Source organism: Nocardiopsis sp. NPDC058631, assembly GCF_042716955.1.
Taxonomy (GTDB): Bacteria; Actinomycetota; Actinomycetes; order Streptosporangiales; family Streptosporangiaceae; genus Nocardiopsis.
Window position 1 is genome coordinate 1 of the sequence record NZ_JBHXQY010000010.1, and the last position, 23565, is coordinate 23565.

General features: G+C 73.5%; 19 protein-coding genes and 1 pseudogene. 7 read left to right on the forward strand and 13 right to left on the reverse strand.

Translation table 11 applies throughout. The features are described 5' to 3' along the window. Both ACFWTE_RS05675 and ACFWTE_RS05680 read left to right on the forward strand, forming a co-directional pair. Positions 1 to 91 (forward strand): annotated as a pseudogene (locus ACFWTE_RS05675) (SigE family RNA polymerase sigma factor); the annotation flags it as partial. A gap of 510 nt (positions 92 to 601) precedes the next feature. Then, complete coding sequence (locus ACFWTE_RS05680; protein WP_378778151.1) at positions 602 to 805, forward strand: hypothetical protein; 204 nt, start codon at positions 602 to 604, stop codon at positions 803 to 805. Positions 806 to 1190: 385 nt separating this feature from the next. On the opposite strand, the gene ACFWTE_RS05685 is transcribed toward ACFWTE_RS05680, so the two are convergent. From ACFWTE_RS05685 to ACFWTE_RS05705, 5 genes are all read right to left on the reverse strand, one after another. Next, positions 1191 to 3833, reverse strand: coding sequence for a GTPase-associated protein 1-related protein (locus tag ACFWTE_RS05685; protein ID WP_378778152.1), 2643 nt, complete (start codon positions 3831 to 3833; stop codon positions 1191 to 1193). Further along, a complete protein-coding gene (locus ACFWTE_RS05690; protein WP_378778153.1) occupies positions 3833 to 5044 on the reverse strand; it encodes a hypothetical protein in 1212 nt (403 codons plus the stop codon). The genes ACFWTE_RS05685 and ACFWTE_RS05690 overlap by 1 nt, the downstream gene beginning before the upstream one ends. Further along, a complete protein-coding gene (locus ACFWTE_RS05695) occupies positions 5041 to 6606 on the reverse strand; it encodes a hypothetical protein (RefSeq protein WP_378778154.1) in 1566 nt (521 codons plus the stop codon). Before ACFWTE_RS05695 ends, ACFWTE_RS05690 begins: the two co-directional genes overlap by 4 nt. Before the next feature lie 74 nt (positions 6607 to 6680). Next, entirely contained in the window at positions 6681 to 6929 is a 249-nt protein-coding gene (locus ACFWTE_RS05700) for a hypothetical protein (protein ID WP_378778155.1), read from the reverse strand. A gap of 407 nt (positions 6930 to 7336) precedes the next feature. Further along, positions 7337 to 9370, reverse strand: a complete 2034-nt coding sequence (locus ACFWTE_RS05705; protein ID WP_378778156.1) for an acyltransferase family protein — start codon at positions 9368 to 9370, stop codon at positions 7337 to 7339. Between the two features lie 405 nt (positions 9371 to 9775). Here ACFWTE_RS05705 and ACFWTE_RS05710 point away from each other — a divergent pair, with 405 nt between their 5' ends. Further along, complete coding sequence (locus ACFWTE_RS05710; protein ID WP_378778157.1) at positions 9776 to 10795, forward strand: hypothetical protein; 1020 nt, start codon at positions 9776 to 9778, stop codon at positions 10793 to 10795. 768 nt (positions 10796 to 11563) lie between these two features. On the opposite strand, the gene ACFWTE_RS05715 is transcribed toward ACFWTE_RS05710, so the two are convergent. From ACFWTE_RS05715 to ACFWTE_RS05735, 5 genes are all read right to left on the reverse strand, one after another. Further along, entirely contained in the window at positions 11564 to 12286 is a 723-nt protein-coding gene (locus ACFWTE_RS05715; protein WP_378778159.1) for a glycosyltransferase, read from the reverse strand. After that, a complete protein-coding gene (locus tag ACFWTE_RS05720; protein ID WP_378778160.1) occupies positions 12283 to 12894 on the reverse strand; it encodes an SAM-dependent methyltransferase in 612 nt (203 codons plus the stop codon). Before ACFWTE_RS05720 ends, ACFWTE_RS05715 begins: the two co-directional genes overlap by 4 nt. Continuing rightward, positions 12891 to 13649 carry a PIG-L deacetylase family protein gene (locus ACFWTE_RS05725; protein ID WP_378778161.1) on the reverse strand — a complete coding sequence of 253 codons (759 nt, stop codon included), beginning with the start codon at positions 13647 to 13649 and terminating at the stop codon, positions 12891 to 12893. The genes ACFWTE_RS05720 and ACFWTE_RS05725 overlap by 4 nt, the downstream gene beginning before the upstream one ends. Next, complete coding sequence (locus ACFWTE_RS05730; protein WP_378778162.1) at positions 13639 to 14673, reverse strand: acyl-CoA dehydrogenase; 1035 nt, start codon at positions 14671 to 14673, stop codon at positions 13639 to 13641. Before ACFWTE_RS05730 ends, ACFWTE_RS05725 begins: the two co-directional genes overlap by 11 nt. 102 nt (positions 14674 to 14775) lie before the next feature. Further along, positions 14776 to 14994: a hypothetical protein gene (locus ACFWTE_RS05735; RefSeq protein WP_378778163.1), complete on the reverse strand. Its 219-nt coding sequence runs from the start codon at positions 14992 to 14994 to the stop codon at positions 14776 to 14778. 187 nt (positions 14995 to 15181) lie between these two features. Here ACFWTE_RS05735 and ACFWTE_RS05740 point away from each other — a divergent pair, with 187 nt between their 5' ends. The 3 genes from ACFWTE_RS05740 (at position 15182) to ACFWTE_RS05750 (ending at position 17164) form a co-directional block, all read left to right on the forward strand. Next, entirely contained in the window at positions 15182 to 15508 is a 327-nt protein-coding gene (locus ACFWTE_RS05740; RefSeq protein WP_378778164.1) for a hypothetical protein, read from the forward strand. Between the two features lie 328 nt (positions 15509 to 15836). Continuing rightward, a complete protein-coding gene (locus ACFWTE_RS05745; RefSeq protein WP_378778165.1) occupies positions 15837 to 16823 on the forward strand; it encodes a hypothetical protein in 987 nt (328 codons plus the stop codon). A gap of 47 nt (positions 16824 to 16870) precedes the next feature. Continuing rightward, positions 16871 to 17164 (forward strand): hypothetical protein, encoded by a 294-nt coding sequence (locus ACFWTE_RS05750; protein ID WP_378778166.1) that lies wholly within the window; start codon positions 16871 to 16873, stop codon positions 17162 to 17164. An 82-nt stretch (positions 17165 to 17246) separates the two neighbouring features. On the opposite strand, the gene ACFWTE_RS05755 is transcribed toward ACFWTE_RS05750, so the two are convergent. After that, positions 17247 to 19481 carry a WD40 repeat domain-containing serine/threonine protein kinase gene (locus ACFWTE_RS05755; RefSeq protein WP_378778167.1) on the reverse strand — a complete coding sequence of 745 codons (2235 nt, stop codon included), beginning with the start codon at positions 19479 to 19481 and terminating at the stop codon, positions 17247 to 17249. Positions 19482 to 20109: 628 nt separating this feature from the next. On the opposite strand from ACFWTE_RS05755, the gene ACFWTE_RS05760 reads away from it, so the two are divergent. Next, positions 20110 to 21240 carry a DNRLRE domain-containing protein gene (locus ACFWTE_RS05760; protein WP_378778168.1) on the forward strand — a complete coding sequence of 377 codons (1131 nt, stop codon included), beginning with the start codon at positions 20110 to 20112 and terminating at the stop codon, positions 21238 to 21240. Between the two features lie 522 nt (positions 21241 to 21762). On the opposite strand, the gene ACFWTE_RS05765 is transcribed toward ACFWTE_RS05760, so the two are convergent. Both ACFWTE_RS05765 and ACFWTE_RS05770 read right to left on the reverse strand, forming a co-directional pair. After that, positions 21763 to 22161, reverse strand: coding sequence for a hypothetical protein (locus ACFWTE_RS05765; RefSeq protein ID WP_378778169.1), 399 nt, complete (start codon positions 22159 to 22161; stop codon positions 21763 to 21765). 243 nt (positions 22162 to 22404) lie between these two features. Then, positions 22405 to 23355 carry an SAM-dependent methyltransferase gene (locus ACFWTE_RS05770; protein WP_378778170.1) on the reverse strand — a complete coding sequence of 317 codons (951 nt, stop codon included), beginning with the start codon at positions 23353 to 23355 and terminating at the stop codon, positions 22405 to 22407. Positions 23356 to 23565 lie beyond the last annotated feature (210 nt).

The window sequence follows — 23565 nt, forward strand, 5'->3', positions numbered from 1 at the left end:
GACCCTCGGGACCGTGAAGAGCACGCTGTCCCGCGCCGTGGACAAGCTGCGCCGCGACGCCGACCTCATCATCGAGCGCACCACCGGCTGAACCCGCTCCCCGGCCGCGTCGAACACGTGGAGGAGCAGGGTCCGCCCCCCGGCACCCACACGTACCGTCAGCCCCCGGACCTCACGGCCGGGGGGAGTCGGTGCGGGCCGGCGGCCCGCAGCCAGCGCCCGCTCACCGTCGCGCAGCCGCCTGGCGGTCTCCTCGCCGACGGGCTCCGCGTACGCCCCCGGTGTGTCGCGCGCGGCCTGCGCCAGCGCCGCGTTCATCCCCGCCACCAGCCGTGTCTTGCCCGCCGCCGCGCCGCCGAACAGCGGCAGGACGAACTCCCTGGCCTCGCCGGGCCGGTGCTCCAGGGCCCGGTCGCAGTGCGGGCACAGCGCCTCCAGGTCGGCCGAGCCCAGCAGGAGCAGTGTGGGCAGCCGGGCCCCGCACAGGCACCCGCGACGCACCAGCCCCCGCAGCCCCGGGCGGATCGCACCGTGTCTGCGCCCGCACGGTGTGCACAGGTACGCCGGGTAGTCGAGCCCCAGGAAGCACCCCGGACAGACCATGCGCACCCGCCGTGCCACCAGCAGCGCGGCGTCCGCGACCCTCAGCACCCCCACGAGCGTCCAGGCCGCAGCCAGGTACGCGGCCACCACCAGGGCGTGGGCCGCGAAGTGCACCCCGAGGAACACACCCCACGGGGCGGCGGCCGTCCAGGTCCTGCCCACGATCGTCCGCAGGTCCCACCAGGCAGGGCCCCCGTGGTAGGCGCGGTGGGCGGGGTCCTCCCCCGGCCCCGGCAGCGGCTCCTCGGGGCGGCCGTCACCGAACATCACCTCGTGCGTCCGGCGCAGGTACAGGACCGACAGCACACAGGCCCCGACCACGGAGGCGGTGACGGCCGCGGCCACGACGGCGCTGACCAGGATCGCCAACAGCCACCAGCGCAGCACGTAGACGGCCACCAGACCGAGCACCACCGCCGCCGCGGCCGCACAGCCCGACCCCAGGTGTGCACCGCCCTCGTCCCGACGCGACCACGGCTCCCCCGCCGGTCCCACGGCCGACGCCCGGCCCGTGCCCTCCCGCCGACCGCCGCCCCGGGGGACGGCGCGCCCGACGCCCGCTCCCCGCCTCCCTCCCGTCGGACACCTCACGACCTCCGCCCGCCTCCCCACCGGCCGAGCCCGAACCGTTTCCGCTCCCCGTCCTCGCGCCGCAGCCGCGCCCACGCGTCGAAGGCGGCGGTCCCCTCCCGGGGAAGGCGCCTGCGCAACCCCACCAGGTGACGGCGGCGCCACGCCGCCACGGCGGGCGACAGGACCGCCGTGTCCAGGTGCCGCCCCCGCTCGTGCCCCGCCAGCCCCTCGTGCCCCGAGGCCAGGTACACCGCGGCGGCGGTCGCCGTGTCGGGCCGCTCATCGGCCAGCCGGGCCGCGACCACCCCGCAGAAGGCCCCGAACACGTCCTCGGGGCAGTCCCGCAGCGCCGAGGCCAGCGTCCCGGGGCTGCGCCACCCGGACAGCACACGCACGACCATCCGCCGGGCGACGGCGCCCACCGCCGGATGGGCCTCCCGGACCGCCCGGTACACGGCGGTGAGCCGCCCCGGTCCCTGCGCCTCGTCGGCCAGCCGGAGCCCGCGGAGGGCGGGGCGGACCTGCGACCACTCCACCAGCACGCGCCGCCCTGAGACCGGCAGCCGGTCGCGCAGCCAGTGCCGGGACACCTCGTCGACCAGGTCCCGCCACGCCCGCTCCGCGCCCGCCTCGGGCGGGGACACCAACGCCTCGGCCACCCAACCCCCCACCCCCGGGGACACCAGGACCCCGGGCCGCATCGCCCGGAGGGTGAGCAGGGCGGACCGGGGACCGTGCCCGGGACCCCACACCTCCGTCAGCAGGGCGTCGTCCAGGTCGTGCTCCGCCAGGCCCGGCGCGTTCGACACCCGGCCCTCCCTGCGCACCGACACCACGTGGGCCAGCAGCCCCACCGGGTCGGCGCGGTCGTCGGTTCCCAGCCGGCGCAACTCGCGCACGAGCGCGCTGGACCCGTCGCGGTCCTCGGCGAACAGGGCGCCGGCCGGCCCGACCGCCACCTTCGCCAGCAGGGTGCGCGGAAGCCCGGCCAGCCGCTCCGCGGCGCCGCGCCGCACCTCGTGGTGGTGGGCCAACAGGACCGCCACGGCGGGGGAGGGCGGAGCGGTCGGCGCCGTCCCCCGGGCCGCCGGGCCCTCCCGCCCCGGGTGCGCCCCGTGCCCGGCCGCGGCGGGGCCGCCCGGGGGCGTGCCCGCCAGCAGCGGGGCGACGACCTCGCGCCCGTACCCCTCCAGGCCCCCCGCCGACGGCACCAGCCCTCCCGCGCGTGCCCAGCGCAGCAGCTCCACGGCCCGGTCGGGCGCGACCGGGCCCCGTCCGTCCCGGTCGTCGGCGCCGCCCTCGCGCGGCGCAGCGCCCAGGAGCGCGGAGATGCGCTCCCTCGCGGCCGCGCGCACCGACTCCGACCGCATCGGAGCGACCCGGGGAGCGGCCCCGCCCGCGGCGATACCGTCCAGGGACCGGCGCACCATGACGTGTTCGAGCCGTTCGGTGACCTCGTCCGCCCCGGCCCGGTGCGCCACCCGCTGCAACCCGGCCAGCGACTCCCCGTCCAACGACTCCGCGTCGGCCTCCAGCACCGCTGAGACCAGGGCGGCCGTATCAGCGGGCGCCAGCCAGTCCACCGCCTCCGACAGCCACTCGCGGACCGCGCGCAGGTCGGCGGACCCGGGGGACCCCCCGTCCAGGAGGACCGCGGCGGCCATCACCGGACGCCAGTCCGACAGCAGGCGCTCCCGCCCCGAGGCATAGGCGGCGGTCCTGCGCCACAGCTCCACCGCCCCACGGGTCCCCGACCGGGCCAGCCGGTCGGCGACCGCGCGCGACCGCTCGTCGGGTTCGGGCAGCCCGTCGGGGGAGCCCGACTCCGGGTCGTACACGGTGAACCTGCCCTCCCACGGCGCTGTGTCCGAACCCGGCGGTACCCCGATGACGTGCACCGGTGTCCCGTCCGGACTGCCGCTGTACGTCGCGAACGACAGCAACCGCGCCCTCCCCGGGGACAGCAGGTGCGTCAGAGCCGCCACCCAGCGGGCCACACAGGCGCTGTCGGCCACGAGCACGAGGGGACGGGCGCCCTCCACGGCGTCGTCCGCGCCGACCAGCAGGCGTGCGACGGCCTCCGGGGGCCGGCTTCGCAACCAGGCGTCGGTGCAGGCCCTGTCCAAGGGTCCGCGCCGTACCCGGAGCACCGGCAGTTCGGTGTCCGCGACCGGTGCCTCCGCCCAGAAGCCGGCGCCCCACAGCTCGGCGGGAAGCGGCCCCGTGCCCCCGTCGCCGGGGTCCGTCCCCTCCGAGTCCGCGGAGTCCACGGGCAGCAGGCTGTGCGCGAAGTAGTTGCCCGGGCGCCCCGAGGGGTCGTCGCCGCTGGAGACCACCCGGCTCACCACCGGCGTCCCGCCCACGTCCGGGGCGTAGCTCAGGTTGACGGGGTGCGCGGCGACCTGCTCGGGGGAGGACCGGCGCGGAGGCTCGTAGACGGTGAACCGCTCGACCTCCCTCAGGACCCGGGGGTCCACCCCCGGGGTGGCCGCGTTGAACTGGTATCCCGGGTACCCCGCCAGGCCGTGTTCGCACGAGGTGTAGTAGAGCTGAGCGAAACCCATCGGCGCGCCCTTCCGGTCGTTCTGGTCGTTCGCGGGGGTCAGGCGGCCGGCGGGGCCGCCTCCCGGTACGTCGCACTGCGGCCCCGAGGGCATCAGGGGCCCTCCCGCGAGGGGACCACCCCGAACTCGCCCAGCATCCACAGGAACGGGTCCGCGACCCGGTAGGGGCGCACCCCGCCCCTGACCCGGTTCCCGGCGTCGGGGGCGCCTCCCAGCGCGGATACCCCGAAGTAGCGGGCGTTGCGGTAGTGGTTGCGTACGTGGCCGTCGATCCCACCGCCGTCCCACCGGTGCAGGAGCTGCTGGATCTGGGCGTGCACGTCCTGGCTGTCGGAGTCGTCGAAGAACGGCGCCCCGGGCTGGGTCCGGTGCAGGGGCGAACCAGCGTCCAGGTGGCCGCGCAGAGCGTCGATCTTGGTCAGGCACACCGCGATGGGCACCCCGATGAGCCGGTTGGCCGCCCCCGGCCGTCTCATGAGCAGGTCGGTGACCCTTCCCAACATGTCCAGCGGCCGGTTCTCCGGGTGGCCGGGCGCGGGCATCCTCGTCCCCGCCGGGGCCAGGCTGCGGGCACCCTCCATCTGGAGCGGGTCCAGGAGCAGGATGACCCCGTCGGCGTTGTTGAGGTACCGCAGGTTCGCCTCGACACTCGCCTCGGACGTCAGGTCCTCCCCGGCGGTGTCGAAGAACGACAGCAGCGTGTGCTGGGGGCGTCTTCCGGTCAGGCCCCGCCGGGGCGCCGTGAACCGGAACACCAGCGGCTCACGCGTCGTCCCGGTGCGCCGGGTGCCGCCCAGCAGCCGTGCCTCCTGGTACAGGGGGGTCTCGTAGTCGGCCCTGAACCGGTGGCGCGTGTGGTCGTCCGAACCCCCCACGGACGCCCCGAACCGGTCGCCCACACGGTTCATCAGCTCGTGGACGAGCACCGTCATGAACACGGTCTTGCCCGTGTCCCGGGCTCCGACCAGGGCGATCATCCGACTGCGGGTGCGGCCGAAGTTCACCGGCAGCTGGGCGTGGCAGGTGGCGCACACCTGTTTGCCGGTGGGCGCCGAGCACTCCGGGCAGGTCGCCAGGGCCCGCCGCCCGTCTGCCTCGAACACCGGGGGGAGCCGTTCGCGCCACCCCAGCTGGGCCCGGATCGCCGCGTCCTCGACCGGGGCGCAGACCTGCCCGTCGGGGCCGGGCCGTCCGGTGCAGCGGAACCGGATCAGGCGCTCGGTGAACCGCGTGTAGCAGTAGGGGCACACGAGGCGGCGGCCGTCCAGGGGGTTCAGGGAGAGCAACGCGTCCAGGGTCCTCACAGGCGCAGCTCCTTCACCGAGGGCTGGCGCAGTCGCGCAGCGCGGTCGTCGTCGGCCGGGAAGCACATCAGCCAGCCGTCTCCGGAACCCCGGGGAGGCCGTACGCGCACCGACACCCGCTCGCCCGCCCCCAGGCGCCGGGCGGGCAGGGTCGCCAGGACGCGCCCCTGGTCGCCGGAGTGCGGCTGCACCGCTCCTTCGGCGTAGACCACGGAGACCTCGGGCATGGCGCAGGCCCGCTCCGCGACCAGGTGGACCACCCGTTCGCGCCGGAGCAGTCCGGCCGGTTCGACGCGGTACGCGATCACCGCCCGGCCCGCAACGGTGACGAACGCGGGGGCGCTCACCGCCTCCTCACCGCCCGAGACCACGACGGCGCGGACGTTCGCCCGCACCTCGTCCGGCCCCATGGGCGCCTCGAAACCGCCGTTCGCCTCGTACTGGCGCCGGGTGCACCGCAGCGCGTTCGCGGACCGGGACCCGGGGACGCCCGGGAGGTCGGACCGCCAGGAGACCAGGGCCGCGGCGGCGCCGTCCGGCCACGTCCACACCAGCCGGACCGAGGTGTCGAAGCGCTCGGCGCACAGCCCCTCCACCGGCGGGGCGGTCGTGATCCGCACCGAGTCGCCCACCACCGCCCGGCCGCCCGCGACCGTCGCCGCCAGCACGTGGCTGGTGCCCGCGCCCAGGCACAGCTCCACCCGCTCCTGTCCCGGACCCGGCTCCCCCTCCGGCGACGGCCCGGGCTCCTGGAGCACCTCCGGCCCGTGGGAGGCCAGCTCCTCGGGGTCGGCCACCGTTCCCGGCGCCCATCTCGCGGGCTCCGGTCCCACCCTCAGGACGACCCGTCCACGGGACGGCCGCGTCCACCGGGCCCACACCCGCGTCCCGCCGTCCGGGGACACGGACAGGTCGCGCACCGGAGCGGGGAGCGGCCCCGGGCTCGCCCGCCTGACGAGCCCCTCCGACGCCCGGGCGCGCCCGTCCGAGGCCAGGTACACCGCACGCACCAGGTAGAAGTACTCGGTGTCCGGGCGGACGTCGACGTCCCGGAACCCGGCGCCGTCCGTCTCCACCCGTGCCCCGTCGCCCGCCCCCCTCGGGGCCGCACCCTCGCCCCGCCGCACCTCCACACGCACCGCCTCCGCCGGGATCCGCCACGAGGCGGACACCGACACGTCGTCCGCGCACACCCGGAGGGCGCAGACCTCGGGCGTGATCACCACGGGGTGCGTCTCCACGGGCTCCGACACGGCGCGGCCGTCCCGCACCGCCACCACCGCGTACCGGATCTGCGTGCCCACCGGGGCGCCGACGTCGGTGATCTCGGTGCCCGACACCTCGCCCACCGGGACCTCGCGCGCGGTCCCCGGCCGGCCCGTCCGCCGCGCCACCCGGTGGGTGAGCGCACCCGGGCCAGGGCCGGGCTGCCAGGACACGACGACGTCACGGCCCTCCACCCGGGCGCGTGCCCCTTGCGGGGGAGGGAGCTCCACCCCGTCGAGCCGGGCGGCCGGCACCCCGTCCTCGTGGCGTCTGCGGTCCTGTGCGTCCCAGGGCATCGTGCCGTTCCCCTCGCGCTCGTGGTGGTCGTCCGCGTGTTCGGGGGCTCCGGCCGGGCGGGCTCCCCGGTCGGTCAGCCGGAGGTGCGTATGCCGACGGCGGCCCCGGAGCACACGACGGGGGGAGCGCTGTCGCCGCCCCCGGGGCTCCGGGCCGGAAGGAAGCGGTGCCCACCCGCGCGGAGAGCATGGTCGCCGACGCGCGGACGGTCGATGACGGCCTCCCGGTGCCGGGCGCGCGCGTCCGGGGCGGTGAGGCGCCCGTCGAGGGCCCGGAGCCAGGCGGTGACCTCCGCCGGACCTTCGCCGTCGTGCGGCTCCATTTCCCCGCCCCCCGCCTTCGGAGTTCTCGTGGCGCAGCGTTTCACAATGCGGCCGGTGTGGTTCACGAGCATACTCTCGCGGGCCTTCGCGGAGGGGGAGGACACATGGCGTGGATGCCCATGGGTGCGCATATTATCGGTGGGCTTGTCATGGCCTCCCACGTGCTCTTGCGTGGGTCGATCGAAAGCTGATGGATGCTCGGAAAAAGGTCTTTTCTGATATTTTTCTTCTCTTTTGGTGCCTTTTCTGTGATCGGTGGAGCAATTTTCAGAATGGCAGAACCAGAGGGTTTTCGCGGTGCTCCGATCTCCGTGCGCTTCGCCGCGGGCCGGGGCGGCCCGGAGGGCGCACGGCGAACGGGCCCGGTGCCGCCGTGGGGCGGCGCCGGACCCGTCGGAGGGCGCGGTCAGGACAGGGCGCGGTCCAGGCGGCTGCCCAGGTCGTCGGCGAGCAGACGGATGTAGGTCTGCGTGATGTGCCCGGCGTCCCGGTAGACCATCACGTTGCCGATCACCGCAGGGCACGCGCCGTCGACGCAGAACCGGTCGCTGAGGTCGATCAGGTGCGCCTCGTCCCCCAGGGACCGGACGGCTTCCTCCTGGGGGTCGGAGGTCGAGAACGCCTCGCCCTCGGTCACCTCGCAGCGGCCCGGATCGTCGGTGTTCGCGGACACGCACTCGACCACGTCGCGCTGGTGGCGCGGGGTGTCCCGGATGGCCACGATGGGCCCCGAGACCTCGGCCACGTCCTCCCACAGCCGGCCCATGCCCTCGGCGATCGCGGCCTTGCCCTTCTCGGCCGAGTCGGCGCCGGCGGGTTTGCTGGTCGTGGACGAACTGGTGAAGACCAGGTCCGGGCTCAGCTCCGCGAACTCCTCGGCCACGCCGCGGTTCCACGCCTGGCACTCCTCGTAGTCGCGGCCCTCGGCGTCCGCCGTCATCGTGTCCGTGAACGCGCAGGACGACTTCGTGTAGAGGAACAGCCGCCAGTCCCTCTCCTCCGCCATCGCGTGCAGGGCCGGGAACCACTGGGCGCTGTGGGAGTCCCCGACGATCGCCACCGTCGTCCCGGCGTCCTCCGGCCCGTACACGCACTGGGCGCCGCCGGGGTCGGTGTCCTCCTTCGACGCCTGGCAGTCGTCGTCGTACAACAGGGGGAGGTCGTCCTCGGCGTTGACCGGGGAGGGGTACGTCCACCGGCCCTCCGGGGCGGCGGACTGCCCGATCGCCGCCGGTCCGGTGTGCACCGTCGGGTCGAACGTCACCGACCCGGACCGGTCGACCTGCATGTACGCCGCGCCGCCGACCGCCGCCACCGACACCATCCCCGCCGTGGCCACCGCCAGAGCGGAGCGCCCGTTTTGGACCAGGCCCCGGTCGCGCACCGGGTCCTCCACCCACACCTTCGTCGCCCATGCCAACAGCACGGACACGCCCGCCACCACGGCGATGTCCAGGGGGCCGAGGCTGTCCCGGCCGGTGAGGACGAGCGCGAAGACGATCAGCGGCCAGTGCCACAGGTACAGGGAGTAGGAGACGTCGCCGACCCACCGGGCCAGCGCGGTGCCCAGCAGCGCGGACGCCGACAGACGGCCGGACCCCTGTTCGGCGGCGATCACCGCCGCGCTGCCCAGGACCGGAAGGGCCGCCGCCCAGCCGGGGAACGGTGTGGCGTCGTCGTAGGCCAGGGCGGAGGCCACGATCGCGGCCAGGCCCAGCCAACCGAGGGGGAGGCGCACCCGCTCGGGCAGCCGGCCGTGGGCCAGGCCGACGGCGAGCAGACCGCCCACCGCCAGTTCCCAGGCGCGGGTCGTCGGCAGGAAGTACGCGGACGCCGCCTCCTGCGAGGTCAGCACCACCGAGCAGGCGAAGGACAGCACCAGCAGCGCCCCCAGCACGAGGGCGAGGGCGCGGGCCGTGGTCCGCCAGCGGCGGCGGGTGAGCGCCCACACCGCGAACAGCAGCGGCCACACCAGGTAGAACTGCTCCTCCACCGAGAGCGACCAGAAGTGCTGCACGGGGCTGGGCGGCGTGTCGGCGGCCAGGTAGTCCACCGCCTGCCGGGCCAGGTAGAGGTTCTCGACGTAGAACGCCGAGGCCGCCAACTGCCATGCCGTGTCGGTCAGCCTGGTGACCGGCAGGACGAAGAACGAGACGATGCCGGTGCCGAGGAGCACCACCGTCGCGGCGGGGAGGAGGCGCCGGACGCGGCGCACGTAGAAGCCGCCGATCGACACGTGCCCGTGCGCGGTGGCCTCGCGGTACAGCAGCGACGTGATGAGGAAACCGGAGATGACGAAGAACACGTCGACGCCGACGTAGCCGCCCGGCAGGAGGGCGGGGTTCAGGTGGTAGACGAGGACCAGCAGGACGGCGACGGCGCGCAGTCCCTGGACCTCTGGGCGGAACCGGCGTTCGGACCCGGGAGGTGTGGCAGGCATTCGGTGTGCTCCGCGAGCGGGTTCGGGGACGGGCGACCGGAAGGGCCGCGGAACTGGTGATCGCATTCTGTGGTGTGCCGGAGACCCGATTGGCGTCCCGGGGCGCTGAGAGGGGAGCTGTTAGTCCAACCTGGGCATAAAGGACACCTGTTCGTGACCGGTTGTTCCCCACACGGTCCCCGTATGGGCCCGTTCCCGGCACACGCGCTCCGGATCTCGGGCACACTGTCGTGTACGGGTGCCACCCCACCGAAGGCGCCGCGGCCTCGCCGCCGCGTGCCCGGTCGCCGGGCCGTGCCCGTCCACCGGCACCGGGCAGGACCCGGTCCGCCGAGGCCGTGTCGCGAGAGGAGCCGCACCGTCACCCCCGTCGACCGAGCGCGCCTGATCGCCGCCGCCACCGCGGTGGCCCTCGTTCCCGGCGTACTGTACCCGCTGGTCGGACCCTGGGCCCTTCTGTGGGCTCCGGTCGTGCTGCTCTGCCTGGTGGCACTCCTGCCGCGTTCGGGCGGAGGGGACACCGCACCCGGGGAGCCCGACCGGTCCGAACCGGAGCCGGGCCCCGTCCGGGGGCCCGCGGGGGATCCGGGTACGCGCATCCGCCCCGTGGCGCTGGCGAGCGCCGTCGACGACCACGACCTGTACTTCTCCGCGACGGTCCACTGGCGCTGGTCGGGCCACGTCGACCTGAGACTGCGCAACCCGGTGGCCCCGGCGGTCCTCGCCGTCGTGACGCGGGCCTCCGAGCTGGCCCGTACGACCGACCCCGCCCGGGAGGGGATGGCCGAGTGCGAGCTGGCCGCCCGGCTCGCGGTCGAGACCGCCGTCCTGGGCAGCGGGGTCGTCGCGTGGGCGGAGGACGTGAGCCTGCGCCTGGCGGACGAGGACAGCGAGCGGCTGCGTCGCCTTTCCTCGCTGCGCAAGGACGGCGCGCTGCGTGAGGCGGTACGCGAGGCCGAGGAGGAACTGGACGAGGCCGCCGCGGTGGCCCCGCTGCCGAGCCCGGACCTGTACCCGTTCGGGGAGCTCGACCCCGCGGACGCACCGTTCGGGGACGGTGGCCCGGTCCCCGGGGGAGCGGCGGTCCCGCGTGTGGACGCGGACGGGCCCCCGCCACCCGCCGGTCCGGGCAACGACGTCGACAGCGAGGGCTTCGAGAGCTACTGGTGGCCCGCCGAGACCGAGGGCCACGACGAGGCCGAACGCGACGTCCAGGTCGCGATCATCCGGGGCCTGATCGACGACATCGAGGACGACTCCGCCCGGGCGGAGTTCGCTCGCGAGCAGGTACGCGTCCTGGGGCTTGGCGGCTTCGACGACGTGGCGGACCGCGTACGCCAGGCGTGTCCCGAGCTGAGCGGTGACCCGGAGCAGGGCACCGACCACGTACCCGGGGGCGGCTTCCCGCCCGCGGCCGCCGGGTGAGGACCCCTCCCGGTCGAAAATCTCGCAGGGGTTGAGAGTTCCCGCGACAGGGGTCACGACCTGCGGTGATGCCGACCCGGCCTCTTCTGCCGAGGCGCCTTTGCGCAAGCTTTTTTCAAAAAAGACGCATCACTACCACATGGTGGGGTAGCACAGCGGTTGAGGATGAAAAAAGTATCTCTTTCGTAATGATTTCTCCCTTGCGTATCGGCCGTCCATCTGTGCGGACGGCAAGGGGAGGCCCGCAAGAACCGTGGCGGCGACGCCGCGAGGAAACGACCAGGACAACGTGATCCGAGTTCGAGGAGGAGGAGAACCGTGATGAGGAACCCCCTGAGGAAGGCCAGGAACCTGGTGACGAGGAGGGCTCCGTCGGCAAGGCGGCGGCCCGGGGTGCGCACATCCCCGGGGCCCGCGCGCAACCCTCTCCGTCACGTGGGCAACTCCCTGCTGGGGCCGGGCGGTCCCGCCAGAACTCCCAAGCCCGTCAATCCGCTGCGGTCCCCGGCGGGCAGGACCCCTCCGGGGGGCCGACGGCCCCGCAAGAGCCCTCTGCGCTGGCTCAGCGACCTGGGTAGGACCCGCAGGGTCCGCTGACCCGGGCGGGTGACACCGCTCCGGGTCCCGTACTTCCCGTGTTCGGGTGCCCGCCCGGCACACTGAGGCCGAACACGACGGGAGGAGACGGCCCCGCACGGCAGCGACCGTGCGGGGCCCTCGCGTGTGCCGCGCCCCTGGACGAAGGGGCCCGGACGGACGCCCGGGGTTTCAGGTGCGGGGCAGAGCCGACCGCGGGCGTTCGCCGGCGCCCACGCGGGTCAGGTAGTCGCCGAAGCCCCCGCGTGCGCGCGGGTCCGACCTCGCCGAGGTCGTCACCGCCAGGTCGCGGGGGCGGCGGACCCGGTGGCCGGCGACCTCCAGCGCGGTCACCAGCGCGAGGTCCTCGGAACAGGCCAGGGGAGGGAAACCGCCGACGTCGAGGTAGGCCGACGCACGGACACCGAGGTTGGCCCCGTGCACGTGGGGGTGCGTCCCGCCCCCTCCGCGCGGATACACCCGGTCGAAGCTCTGCTCGGTGCCCGCCAGGCGTGGGGACCAGTCCCGTACTCGCACGGTCCCGACCACGGCGTCGCAGCCGCGGGCGTGGCGGAGCTGCTCGGTGATCCAGTTCCGGGGCACGAGGGTGTCCGCGTCGGTCACGGCGAGCCACACCGCCTCCGGGTCGGTGCCCCCCACCAGGCGCAGGGCGTGCTCGGCCCCCGAACGGCGGGCCGCGCCCACGTTGCGGTGCCGGGAGGTCACCACGTGCGCCCCCGCGGCCAGGGCGACCGACGCGGTCCGGTCCGTGCAGGCGTCGGCGACGACGATCACGTGCCGCGCCCGCTGCGGGACCGGCGAGGCGGCCAACGCCGCCCCGACCGACCTCAGGCAGTCGCCCAGGAGCATCTCCTCCTGGTGCGCCGGGACCACCACCGCGAGGGCGCGGATCACACCAGCCCTCCGGCCCGGGCGACCGACACCGGCTCCCCGCCGTCCGCTGCCCGGTACAGCTCCAGGAGGAAGTCCTCCTCCACGTGCTCGACCACCCGCACCAACCCGGGGACCGCCGCCAGGGCGAGGTGCACGTCATCGCCCGAGCGCACGTGATCGGGGACGGGGTGGCGCCAGTGGACGGCCAGGACGGTCCCGCCCCGGCCGAGCGACTTCCGTGTGCGGTCCAGGACCGCAGCCAGGTCCGCGTCGTCGAAGTAGTAGAGCAGCTCCGACAGGACGACGAGGTCGAACCGCCCCTCCGGCCACTCCGCGGGCACACGCGCCCGCCGCACGAGGACGTTCCTGGCGGCGGCCGTCTCCTCCCGGGCCCGGGAGGCGGCCTCGGCCGCACCCTCCCAGGCCAGGACCTGGTCGCAGCGGGATGCGAGGTCCCCGGTCAGCAACCCGATCGCGCACCCCGGCTCGAACGCGCGCCCGTAGCGCTCACGTGTCAGGGCGGCCATGCTCAGAGCACGCTTGCGCTGCTCGTACCAGCGGGTCCGAAACCCCCAGGGGTCGTCACTGGAGGAGTACATCGCGTCGAAGTAGGACCCGTCGACCGTCACGTGAACACCACCTCGTGGTCGCGGGCGAAGTGGGCGAGCACCGAGGGCCCCAGGATCGCCCGGTCCGCGGCCCCGGGCCCGATCGGGAAGATCTGCGTCGTGAAGGCCCCGATCGCGGCCGCCTTGCGGCGCCGGGCGTCCCGGGGCAGACGGAGGCGACCCGCCCGGTCCCACGGAAGCGCCGCGTCACCGGGGCGCGTCCAGTGCCAGGCCCAGACCGGATAGGACAGGAGCCGGGTGCCGAGCGCCCGCGCGGCGTCGAGGGCGGCGCGCCCCACGGCCTCGTGGTCGGGGTGCGGATCGCCCTCCCACGGCGCCACGCACAGGTCCGCGCCGCGGTACAGCTCCGCCAGCCGCCGCGCCAACTCCGGTTCCCGTTCCCCCACACCGCCGTCGGGCAGCCGCAGACGCTCCACCTCGGCCGCACCCGCCCCGAGAGCCGTCAGGGCCCGCGCGCGTTCGTCCGCGCGCCGGGCGACGAGCTCGTTCCGGGTGAACACGGAGCTGCCCGGATGCGAGGACTCCCCGTCGGTCACCGCCACGATCCGCAGACGGACGCCGCGGGCGGCGAGCACGGCCAGCCCGCCGCCGAACCCGAGGGTCTCGTCGTCGGGGTGGGGCGCCACGACGACCGCCTCGCGCACACCCCCCAGATCCAGGCTCGGGACGCGGTCCAGCCCCGGCCACCGGGCCCACTCCTCCTCGGGCGTGCCCGTGGTCTGCGCCGTGCACGACGACGTTCCGTCAGCGGTCATCCCCGTCTCCTTCCCGGTGGTGGGCCGCTAGCGCGCCCAGCCCCGCCAGGTCCCGGTCCGCGTGGTACTGGCGGAGGTACACCGCCAGGTCGGCGGTGGCGCGCGCGTAGACGGGGTCGCCCGCGAGAGGGCCCGCGCCCAGTGCCTCCTCCGTCCTGTGCAGCGCGGTGGCACAGGCCCCGGCGACGACCGCGCGCACGCGGGCGGCGAGCAGTGCGGCGCGGTCGCCGTCGCGGGGGTGGTCGTCGATCTCGCGGGCGGCGCGGCGCAGCACCGATTCCGCGACGTACAGGTCCCGGTCCACGGCACCGAACGCGCTGAGCAGGTGGGGGTCGGCCCCCCGCCGTGCCGCCCGGTCGGCCAGGGGCCGGGCCACGGACAGGGCGCCCCCGTACCAGCAGGCGGCGACCCCCGCGCCGCCGTGGTGGAACCCGGGCCTGCGCAGGTAGTCGCCGGGGCCGCCGACGGGTTCGGCGGGCGCGCCGTCGAACCGGACGGTGAGCGTGGCACTGGCCTCCATGCCCGCGGCGGCCCATGTGCCCGGCAGCGTCGTCGCCCCCGCCGCGTCGACCGCGAACAGGCCCCGCTGCCCGTCTGCGACGTCGGCGCTGACCAGGGCGTGTGTGCAGAGGTCGGCTCCGGAGCAGAACGGCTTGGCCCCGTACAGTCTCCAGCCGCCGCCGGCCTCGCGTGCCGTCAGGGTCGCGCCGGGGGGATGGGCCGCCCACACACCCCACACGTCACCGGGCTCGGCGGTCGGGCCGCCCAGCTCCGCGAGGATCGCGAGGGCGTCGGTGTGGCCCTCGGCCAGCCGGGCCAGGGAGAGGTCCTCCCCGGCGAGGTCGCGCAGGCGCTCCCAGCGCGACCAGGTGGCGCCGCCGCCGGGAAGCGGCAGATCGAGTCCGCCTGCGGCGACCTCTGCCACCAGCCTGGCGGCGACGCGGTCCCCGTGGCGTTCGCCGTGCCCGTCCGCCGGCGGTGTCCGTGCGCGCGTGTTCTCGCCCACGGCCTGTGACGTTGCCACCGAGTCGCCCTCCTTCCGTTGCCGTGCCGGACAAGCCGGGGCCCGGCCGGTTCACCGGCCGGGCGTGCCGTCCGCGGTGCCCGCGACGGGGCTCGCGCCGGACTACTTCTTGGACTCCTCGATCCGGAGCGCCACCCCGAGCGCGAAGAAGGTCGGCGCCCACTCGCCGACGAACAGCCCCTTGCGCTCGGCGGCGTCCTTGCCGGCGTCCTCCTTCTTCACGGAGGCAAGCCAGGTCAGAAAGGTCAGGCCGATGGACGCAAACCCCGCGTAGTAGGCCATTTCGGAGGTGACGCCCAGTTCGGACAGTTTGCTGATCATGTCGTCTCCCATGTGTTGGCGGACCGTAACCCGTCCCCCGTGCCGCTGCCCGGGGTTGAGCTGGGACAAACCCAAGGGAGTTCGAGGATTGGCCTGCGGAGGAGCGGTCACCGGGTGGTGGGGGCGTGTTCGGTGCGGGTGGCCGTGTCCGGTGTGGCCGCCCGAGCCTCTGGGCAGGGACCCGGACATGCCGGAACCCGAACACACCGCCGACGGCCGCTACGTCGTGATCAGGGGCCGGCGGTGGCGGGCGAGCGACCCGTCCCTGCCGGACCGGGAGCGCGAGGACCTTGTGAGCCACCTGATGTCGGCTCGCCGGGACGTGGCCGCCGCACTGCGTGCGCGGGACCCGGGGGCGGAGCGGCTGGCCCGGGCGCGGGTGACCCTGGCCAAGGAGGGCCTGGGCGAACGGGGAACCCCCTGGTGGGAGCAGGACGGCGACGCGCGCCGCCACCGCTGGGAGGAGGCGCTGCGCCGCCTCGGGGAGCCCGGGGCCACAGGGGCGCCGCCCTGAAGCTCCACAGCGCGCGCCGCGCGGTGGCCCCGACCCCGGACGGCGCCCTGGGCCTGCTCTGAACAGGGAGAACAGTTTCCCAGCGGTAGCCGCGGGTACATGGGGCGGACACGCTCTCACCGTCCCGAACGGTGGCGAACGGGACAGCCGGTGCGGATGCCCGCGCCGTGGCCGACCGGGCAGGCGACATCCTCACGAGAGCGTAGGACCGCGGGATGTGCCCGAACCCACTCAGAAGGGTGCTGAGAAGGTGAATCGGAGTACTCAGGAGGCCGGAAAGAGCAAGCTACGGCCCACCCGCGCAGGCAGCAGGGAAACGAAGACGGACGTGCCGGCCGAGACGACCGCGAAGCCGAGGCCCGCTCGGACGAAACGGCCCGAGAGCGCGGAGAACGTTCCGGAGCCCCGCCGCGACACCACCGACCGTGCCGCCGGAGGCGGGGACACGGACGTGCTCCTCGACGTCCCCGTCCTGAAGGTCGACGAGATCGAACTTGAGGTCGAGAACCTGCTGGCCTCCGTCTCGCTCCAGGCCGATGTGCTGGACCTGCTCAAACTGAAGGTGGGGGCGGACGTCGAACTCGGCCGTGTCCACCTCAACATCAAGGGGGTCGAGGCCCAGGCCCTGCTCAAGGTCCGGCTCGGCAACGTTCGGGAGATCATCACGCGGGTCCTGGAGACCATCGACGCCAACCCGCAGATCCTGGAGAACCTGACCCGAGGGGTGGAATCCACGCTCGACCAGGTGGCGGGCGGCGCGAGTGAGGCCGTGGGCGCTCTGGGGCAGGGAGCCGGGAGTGCTGTGGAGGAGGTCGGTGAGGGCGCGGGGAGCGCGGTGAAGGACGTCGGCGAGGGCGCTGGAAGTGCTGTGGGGGATGTCGGCGAGGGAGCCGGTAGCGCGGTCGAGGACGTCGGTGAAGGCGCGGGGGGCGCTGTGGAGGACGTGGGTGAGGGTGCTGGAAGTGCCGTGGAGGACGTCGGCGAGGACGCCGGAAGTGCGGTGAAGGGTGTTGGCGAGGGCGCCGGTAGCGCGGTCGAGGACGTGGGCGAGGGAGCCGGGGACGCGACGAAGGGTGTCGGTCAGGGCGCGGGGGAGGCGACGAAGGGCGTCGGTCAGGGCGCCGGGGAGGCGACCAAGCGTGCTGGAAGTGCCGCCAAGCGTGCTGGGGGCGCGGCTGGGGGCGCGGCCAAGGGCGCCGGGGGCGCGGCCAAGGGCGTTGCCAAGCGTGCTGGGGGCGCGGCCAGGGGAGCCAGAGGCGCGGCCAAGGGTGCTGGGGGCGCGGCCAAGGGCACTGTTCGCAAGACCGGGAAATAGGACTCAGGGACCGCGGACGTATCCGCCGGTGAGCGGAGGTGGAGACCATGAGCGATCGGAAGGAACCCGAGCACGACGTGGAGATCAGTGCCGCCGTGTCCGCGGACGAAGTGACGTTCCACGAGGCGCCGGAGGTCAGGTCCCGGTACTGGGGGGAGCCGCAGCCGGAGGGCACCTCGGGCAGCGACCGGTCGGGGGTTCCCCGACCCGTCGAATCCGGGGTGGTCTACGAGGACATCCACGTCGACTACCGGCTCGCCAGCCGCATCCGCCCGCCCGAGGAACAGCCGGAGGAACAGACTGAGGAACGGCCGGAGGGCGGCCCCGACGAGGAGGAGTGAGCGCTCGGAAGCCTGCCCGTCGGCAGTCCCCGACCGTGTCGCCACCGGGTAGGGCCGCGAAGATCCGCGACGTCGCGCGAAGTCAGCGCCCCGGGACGGGGAAGTCCTGGACGGTCTCCAGGTCCGCGTCCACGAACCTGAGCTCTTCGCGCCCTTCCCCTCCCGTGAGCGGGTGGAACGCAACCAGGACGCGGTCGTCGGTCGGGGAGACGCTGACCGAGGAGTAGTCACTCACGGAGTGCTCCTCCACCAGTACCTCTCCCTCCGTGTCCCACACGTTGAGGAAGCTCTGTTCCCGGTCGGTGTCACTGCCGACGGCGACGATTCTGTTGCCCTCGGCGCCGAGTGACACATCACGGATGGGCATGTACGTGTCGTTGTCTGCCAGGCGCAGACGAAGCTCCGTGGGGTCGTCGTCGGAAAAGATGTCCCACAACAGGACCGAATCGCCGGCGGGGGTGGCCACCAGGCCGTCACCGAACGCCACCGGGTCGGTGATCTCGGCAGGGGACTCCCGAAATTCCGGGTAGGAGGCGTGCACTTCCCCGGAGGCGGCATCCCACGTCGCCAGGCCCGTGTCCAGCACGGCGATCAGCAACTCCCCGTCCGCAGATGTGCCCAGTCCGGCGAAAAATCCCTCCCGGCCCCGCTCGTCCTGCGGGGTGGGGAGCCTGTAGAGCTCCTCCCCGGTGCGGATGCGGTAGGCGCTCACCTCGCTGCCGTAGCCGAGAAACAGCGTCTCGCCGTCGGGGGAGAGCGCAGAGCTCGCACTGTCGCCGATGCCGTCGGGCAGTTCGACGACGTGCCGTTCGGATTCGTCGAGGTCCCACACGTGGACGGAGGCCACGCCCCCACGGGACGACTTCACCGCTTGGACGGCCAGCGTGGACCCGTCGGGTGTGGAAGCGAGCTCGGAATAGCTGAAGACATACCCTTCGTTCGGGTCGCTGAGCCGTTCGGCCGCATCGGGCCGGTCCGCCTCGAAGACATCCACCCCAGCGGTGGACAGGACCGCGAAGCGATCGCTTCCGCCCAAGAAGGATGTGTCCCGGACCGTCCAGTCGCGCGCGGACGACGGAGCTTCGGTGGCCGCAGGGCTCGACGAGGGGGGAGCGGTGTTCTGCCCGGTTTCCAGGCCGCTCCGATCCGCCCCGGCCTGGGGAGCTGCTCCCTCCGAGGAATCCAGTGCAACCGCCAAAGCGATCACCAGGGTCACCCCGGCGATGGCGGCACCCCAGCCCATCACGGATGTGGAGCGGTGGTCCGTGCGGTCCGCAGGCCCTTCAGCGGGTTTGGCAACCGCGACCGCACGGGGCTCGGAGCTCCTCGCGCCGTCCGGGTCCGGTGTGGGGAGCGGCGCCGCGGGATCCGCTCCGACGAGGCCGTCCACCTTGGTCAGGGCCTGTGTCGGCGCGATCCGGGTGACGGCCACCAGAGTGCTCTGAATCCTGGTGGCGACCGCTTCGGGTAGCCACACGGTGGCCTCCCCGTCCTCGCCTTCCGGTAGCACGGTGCCAGTGAGGTCGGCAGCCACCGAACCCAGGTCCGGCCGGTCATCCGGGTCCTTGGCCAGGCACGCGGTGACGAGGGGGAGCAGTGTCTCCGGTACCCCGCTGAGATCGGGGCGTTCGTTGACGACGCGGTAGAGCAGGGCCGAGGGGGCGCCGGTACCGAAGGGCGGGCGCCCGGTGGCGGCGAACAGCAGTACGCCGCCGAAGGCGAACAGATCACTGCGCGGGCCCAGGTCCGCCCCGGTGGCCTGCTCGGGCGACATGTAGGCGGGAGTTCCCAGGGTCTGACCGGTGCGGGTGAACGCGGTGGCCTCGGCCGCGCGGGCGATACCGAAGTCAATGACCTGGGGTCCCCGAGGCGACAACAGGACGTTGGAGGGTTTGAGGTCGCGGTGGATCAGCCCGACCGCGTGAATGGCGGACAGCGCCTCGGCGAGACCGGCGGCCAAGGCCAGCAACGAGTCCTCCGGAAAGGGGCCGCTGTCGCGCACCGCGTCGTTCAGTGACGGGCCGGGAACGTACTCGGTGGCCAGCCACGGCTGCGGGCCGTCGGTGTCGGCCTTGAGGACGCGGGCGGTGTATGGCCCCCGCACACGGCGAGCCAGGTCCGCTTCGCCGACGAACCGCTTTCGGAACTCCCTGTCCCCGGCGTACTCGGGCCGGATGGCCTTCACCGCAGCCAGGTCGGCCCCCGCGCTGTCGTCGGAGACCGCGAGAAAGACGACACCCATACCGCCCTCGCCAAGACGGCGCAGCAGCCGGTAGCCCCCGAGCTCTCGGGGGTCGTCAGGACGTAGTGGTTCCATGGGGGTCGTTTCCAAGCGCTGGGGATGCAGGGTGAAGCGTAGCGGATGCCCTTCCGTGAGGGTTTCGGGCCTGTTCGGAACGGTCGAACCATCAGTTCCGACGCCGCCGGCCGCATCCGTCCTGCCGAGGTCGCAGAGGCGCGGGACCGCCCTGCCCGGGTTGCAGGCGGGGTGCGCCGTGCCCCGAGGGAAACGGCACGAACCGCCCCGATCTCTCGCCGTTGTCTCGGGCGCAGAATTCTGGCTGTCTGCAGAGCTATGTCGGGCTGCGCCGAAATGGACGCGGGCGCGTGTGTCGAACTGTCGCGCGGGTGGTGCGGTGGCGCGTTCCTGTCCGCCCTTTGCGGACGGCTGATTTTCGGCTCGATGTGAACTGATGTTTGGTATTCACCGAATGAAGGCGGGCGGCGCGGCCGAGGGCTTCTGGCTGCGTGCACGGGCTTGTGTGGTGCCCGTGTGGTGCCCGTGTTTCTGGTGGTAGTAATGATGGTTTTGGTCCGTATTTATATCTCTGGGGTTTGTGGGTCGCTGCGGGAATTTGGTAACTTCCCTGTGGTTGGAGCGGGGTGAGAATATCCCGCCCAGATTCTTTTTCGGTCATAGCTGGAATGTGTAGGCACCCCCCGTAATGCGTCGTTCCCTGACCCGCGCGACGGCGGCTTGTGCGGCTTACGCCCTGGTCATTTCGCTGGGGTCGGTCGCTCCCGCCACAGCCGACGAGAAGACCCCGGCCGCCGTCGATGGCACGGCCGTCTCCGGAGAACGGAGCGGTGGACCGGAAGAGACCTCCTTCGCCGAGGGCGTCTCCGCGGCCCCTGCACGCTCTGGCGCCGGTCGGACCGAGACCGAGATCTCCTCGTGGACCTACGTGGACCGTGCCTTTCCCGACCGGGCCTACGGAGACGCCGAGGCCGCCAGCGTGGGCACGGGGCGCCTCGCATGGGACCGCGTCTACACCCGCAGGGCCCTGTTCCGGTTCCCGGTCGCGTCCGAACCCGGCACCGTCGTGGACTCCGCCGTGCTGCGCACCGAGGTGGCGTGGTCCTACGACTGCGACAGCGACTCCTTCGCACAGCTGCACCGGGTCGACCCCTTCGACGCCGGGACCACCTGGAACGACCAGCCGACGGCCCGCGCCCTGCTCGACACCCGAAAGGTCAGGGGCGGTCAGGCCGCCTGCCCCGTGGCCGGTGGCGTGGAGTTCGACGTGACCGAGGCCTACCAGTGGGCCGTGGACAACGGGAAATCCCACCTCCACCTGAGGCTCGGGGAACGCGACGAGTCCGGAACCACGGCCTGGCGCCGCTTCGATGTCGAGGACAGCCCGCCGGTGCTGGCCGTCGACCACAGCACACCGCAGACCCCGGGCACGGCCCCCGATCCGACCGGCACCGTGAATGGCTCCCCGGACGGGGAGGCGACCGCCGGGCCGACCGGTGACCGCGCCGCCCTCCAAACCGGGGACTCCCCGAACCCTTCACAGCCCCGAACCATCGAAGGCCCCGCCCTTTCCGGCGACACCGTCCCCGGGGAAGGCAGAGCCGACGACGCCCGCGTCCACGGCCTCGACGCCGGTGTCCGGCGCCGGACCGGCGGTGAGCGGATCCGTTCCCAGCGGGGGGAACGGACCGACCGACCGTCCGCTCCGGGCAGCCACCGGCAACAGGGCGGGATCGCGGCCCCCAAGTCCAGGGGGCCTCCGGTCACCACACCGGTCGGAGACCGCACTCCGGTTCACCGACCGCAGGGAACCGGTTGACGGACGACGGCGTCCATCTCTCCTGATACTGCCTCCAACCAGGTGGAGGAACGCATCGGCGGTAGCCCGAGGGGTTCGGGCGGGCCGCTCCCGGAGCGCCGCGGCGGGGCGGCGCCCGGAAGGGGCCGAGGAACCGCGTCATCGCCGCACCGGCCACAGGGCACGGTGGCCGCCTGCGGTGAGGGCACGGTTCCGCGCCGAGGGGAGAGGTGTCCGTCCCCGACACCGGACGCACCTACGGCAGGGCCCAGCGGGGGGCTCTGCCGCCGGAAGCCGAGGCGGTCCGGAACCACCTGTGTGCGTGGGCACCACACAGCGGGGTTCCGGGCCGCCACCGGCGTCCGCGCGCCGAGACCGGACCGGTCCCTCGTACGGACTCCGGGACGATCCATGCGTTCACCGGCGGCCCCCCACCCGCCGGGTGGATCTGTGACCGCTGTACACCCCGGCAACGCGAAATGCCCTGGGGACGGGCTCATGCACCTGTGGGGTGAGCGACGGGACCTCCACGCTTGCGGGTGATCAGCCCACGGCGGTGAACAGCATGATGTTCGCCGCCACATAGATCACGGTCGCCACCCCCAGACCCAGGAGCATCACCCAGACTGCGGGCCTCCTCCTGGCCAGGCGCACGACCGCCCAGATGGTGACGATCAGCCAGACCACCCACGGCGAGAAGATCATCAGTGGGATGGCCATGTTGACGGCGCCGCCACAGTCACTTCCGCAGCTCGCGGTCGCCATGACCGAGAAGAAGCCCCAAAAACTCGCCCCGAGGCAGACCAGTGGTGCGAGGCACATGAGGACGATCGTGATGGCCCTGTCCGCGGGCGACCCCTGCGGGCGCTGCGGTGCGGTGCCCAACCGGGGACCGGGCAGAGGGGTGTTCGGGGGGAACCCGAAGGGGGTCGATCGGGGCATGAGCGTCATCTTGCCACGCCAGGGGATCAACGGCCAGCGTTGTGCCTCGTGCCGGGCGTGATGGAGGCTATGGCACGCACTGGGTTTGGTGGAGCCGAGCTGTGTCGGCCAAGCCGTGCGGCCCGCGGAAACGCTGGGCCCGCGGCACGTCCGCACCGGCCCTCGGGAGACCGGCGTGCTGCCCCTGACGTCGTCCGGGCCGACCGGGGCGACGGCCGCCTCCCCGACGGAGCGCATCCTCCGTCAGCCCGACCGCTCCCGTGCCGACGGGGCGCGGGCGGTGAGGAGCGTGACGGTGCCGCTGGGCGACCCCGCGGACCGCACGTCCTCGAAACCGCACTCGGACAGTTTGCGGCCCAGCTCCCCGGGTCCCCACGGCGCTGTGCCCGCCCGGCTCATCCGCCAGCGGGTGACAGCGGTGTGCACGTCCCTCTCCCCGGTACCGGGCTCGGCCCCCGGATCGGAGGTCAACGCCGTCGCGGCCACCAGCAGACCGCCGGGACGAAGGGCGGCCCGTAGCCGGGGCAGCGCCGCCTCGGCGGTCTCGGGGTCCAACACCGACAACGGAAACCAGACCAGGTCGTAGACGTCGGACTCCGACACGTCGGCGACGTCCTGAAGCCGTGTCTCGACCCGGTCGCGCAGCCCGAGTCCGGTCAGGTACTCCTCTGCCAGTCGCAGCGCTCGCGGGTCCACGTCCAGCCCCACCGCGCGAGCGCCCGGAGAGCGTTCCACGACCACGGCCGAGATCGCTCCGATGCCCGTTCCCACGTCCAGGAACCGAGGGGATCCGTGATCCAGCAACCCGGCGAAACCAGGTATCCGATCGGTTAGCGCATCCAGGAAAAGACGCATGTGTCTGCCCGACGAGCGGCCGTCGGCAAGGTAGGCGGCGTCATCGGACCGGTCGGGTGTGGTGATGCCCTCGGCGGCATCCGCGGCCTGGCGCAGCAGTTCCGCGATCCGGCGCGGGAAGGCAGCCGCGTTCGGCCGGCTCGTGAGCACAGCGTCGTAGTCGGCGCGCAGTCGCCAGCCCTCGGTGCCGCGCTCGGCCAACCCGGAGGCGGCCAGGAGCTCCCCGTGCTCCTTCGGCAGCGGAGTGTTCCCCACCGCCGCGGCCAGCGCGGCCAGTACCCACACCTGGTCGAACATGTCGTCGACCCGGCCCATGAGATCTGATCGCGCGTTCACCATGGCGAGAGTGTGCCAGCTGAAGTTACTTCCTGCATCTTTGCAGGTGAGATGGGACATTTGTTCTTAAACGTGCAGAGACCCATTGATAGATCAGCTCATCTTTAGCAGTATGCGCTGTGGCAGAAACGGCCGAGTCGAGACAGGAACGCCCGAGAGCGGATGCCCTCCGTCGCTTGGGCCAAGAGGAAAGGACCCGACCATGGCTTGCGC

What these genes read in the sequence shown, in the direction of transcription:
- ACFWTE_RS05750 (WP_378778166.1), top strand. Translation starts at nt 16,871, where the DNA reads ATGAGCGATCGGAAGGAACCCGAGCACGACGTGGAGATCAGTGCCGCC.
- ACFWTE_RS05755 (WP_378778167.1), bottom strand. Translation starts at nt 19,481, where the DNA reads ATGGAACCACTACGTCCTGACGACCCCCGAGAGCTCGGGGGCTACCGG.
- ACFWTE_RS05735 (WP_378778163.1), bottom strand. Translation starts at nt 14,994, where the DNA reads ATGATCAGCAAACTGTCCGAACTGGGCGTCACCTCCGAAATGGCCTAC.
- ACFWTE_RS05705 (WP_378778156.1), bottom strand. Translation starts at nt 9,370, where the DNA reads ATGCCTGCCACACCTCCCGGGTCCGAACGCCGGTTCCGCCCAGAGGTC.
- ACFWTE_RS05740 (WP_378778164.1), top strand. Translation starts at nt 15,182, where the DNA reads ATGCCGGAACCCGAACACACCGCCGACGGCCGCTACGTCGTGATCAGG.
- ACFWTE_RS05685 (WP_378778152.1), bottom strand. Translation starts at nt 3,833, where the DNA reads ATGCCCTCGGGGCCGCAGTGCGACGTACCGGGAGGCGGCCCCGCCGGC.
- ACFWTE_RS05700 (WP_378778155.1), bottom strand. Translation starts at nt 6,929, where the DNA reads ATGGAGCCGCACGACGGCGAAGGTCCGGCGGAGGTCACCGCCTGGCTC.
- ACFWTE_RS05765 (WP_378778169.1), bottom strand. Translation starts at nt 22,161, where the DNA reads ATGCCCCGATCGACCCCCTTCGGGTTCCCCCCGAACACCCCTCTGCCC.
- ACFWTE_RS05770 (WP_378778170.1), bottom strand. Translation starts at nt 23,355, where the DNA reads ATGGTGAACGCGCGATCAGATCTCATGGGCCGGGTCGACGACATGTTC.
- ACFWTE_RS05725 (WP_378778161.1), bottom strand. Translation starts at nt 13,649, where the DNA reads ATGACCGCTGACGGAACGTCGTCGTGCACGGCGCAGACCACGGGCACG.
- ACFWTE_RS05680 (WP_378778151.1), top strand. Translation starts at nt 602, where the DNA reads ATGCGCACCCGCCGTGCCACCAGCAGCGCGGCGTCCGCGACCCTCAGC.
- ACFWTE_RS05760 (WP_378778168.1), top strand. Translation starts at nt 20,110, where the DNA reads ATGCGTCGTTCCCTGACCCGCGCGACGGCGGCTTGTGCGGCTTACGCC.
- ACFWTE_RS05695 (WP_378778154.1), bottom strand. Translation starts at nt 6,606, where the DNA reads ATGCCCTGGGACGCACAGGACCGCAGACGCCACGAGGACGGGGTGCCG.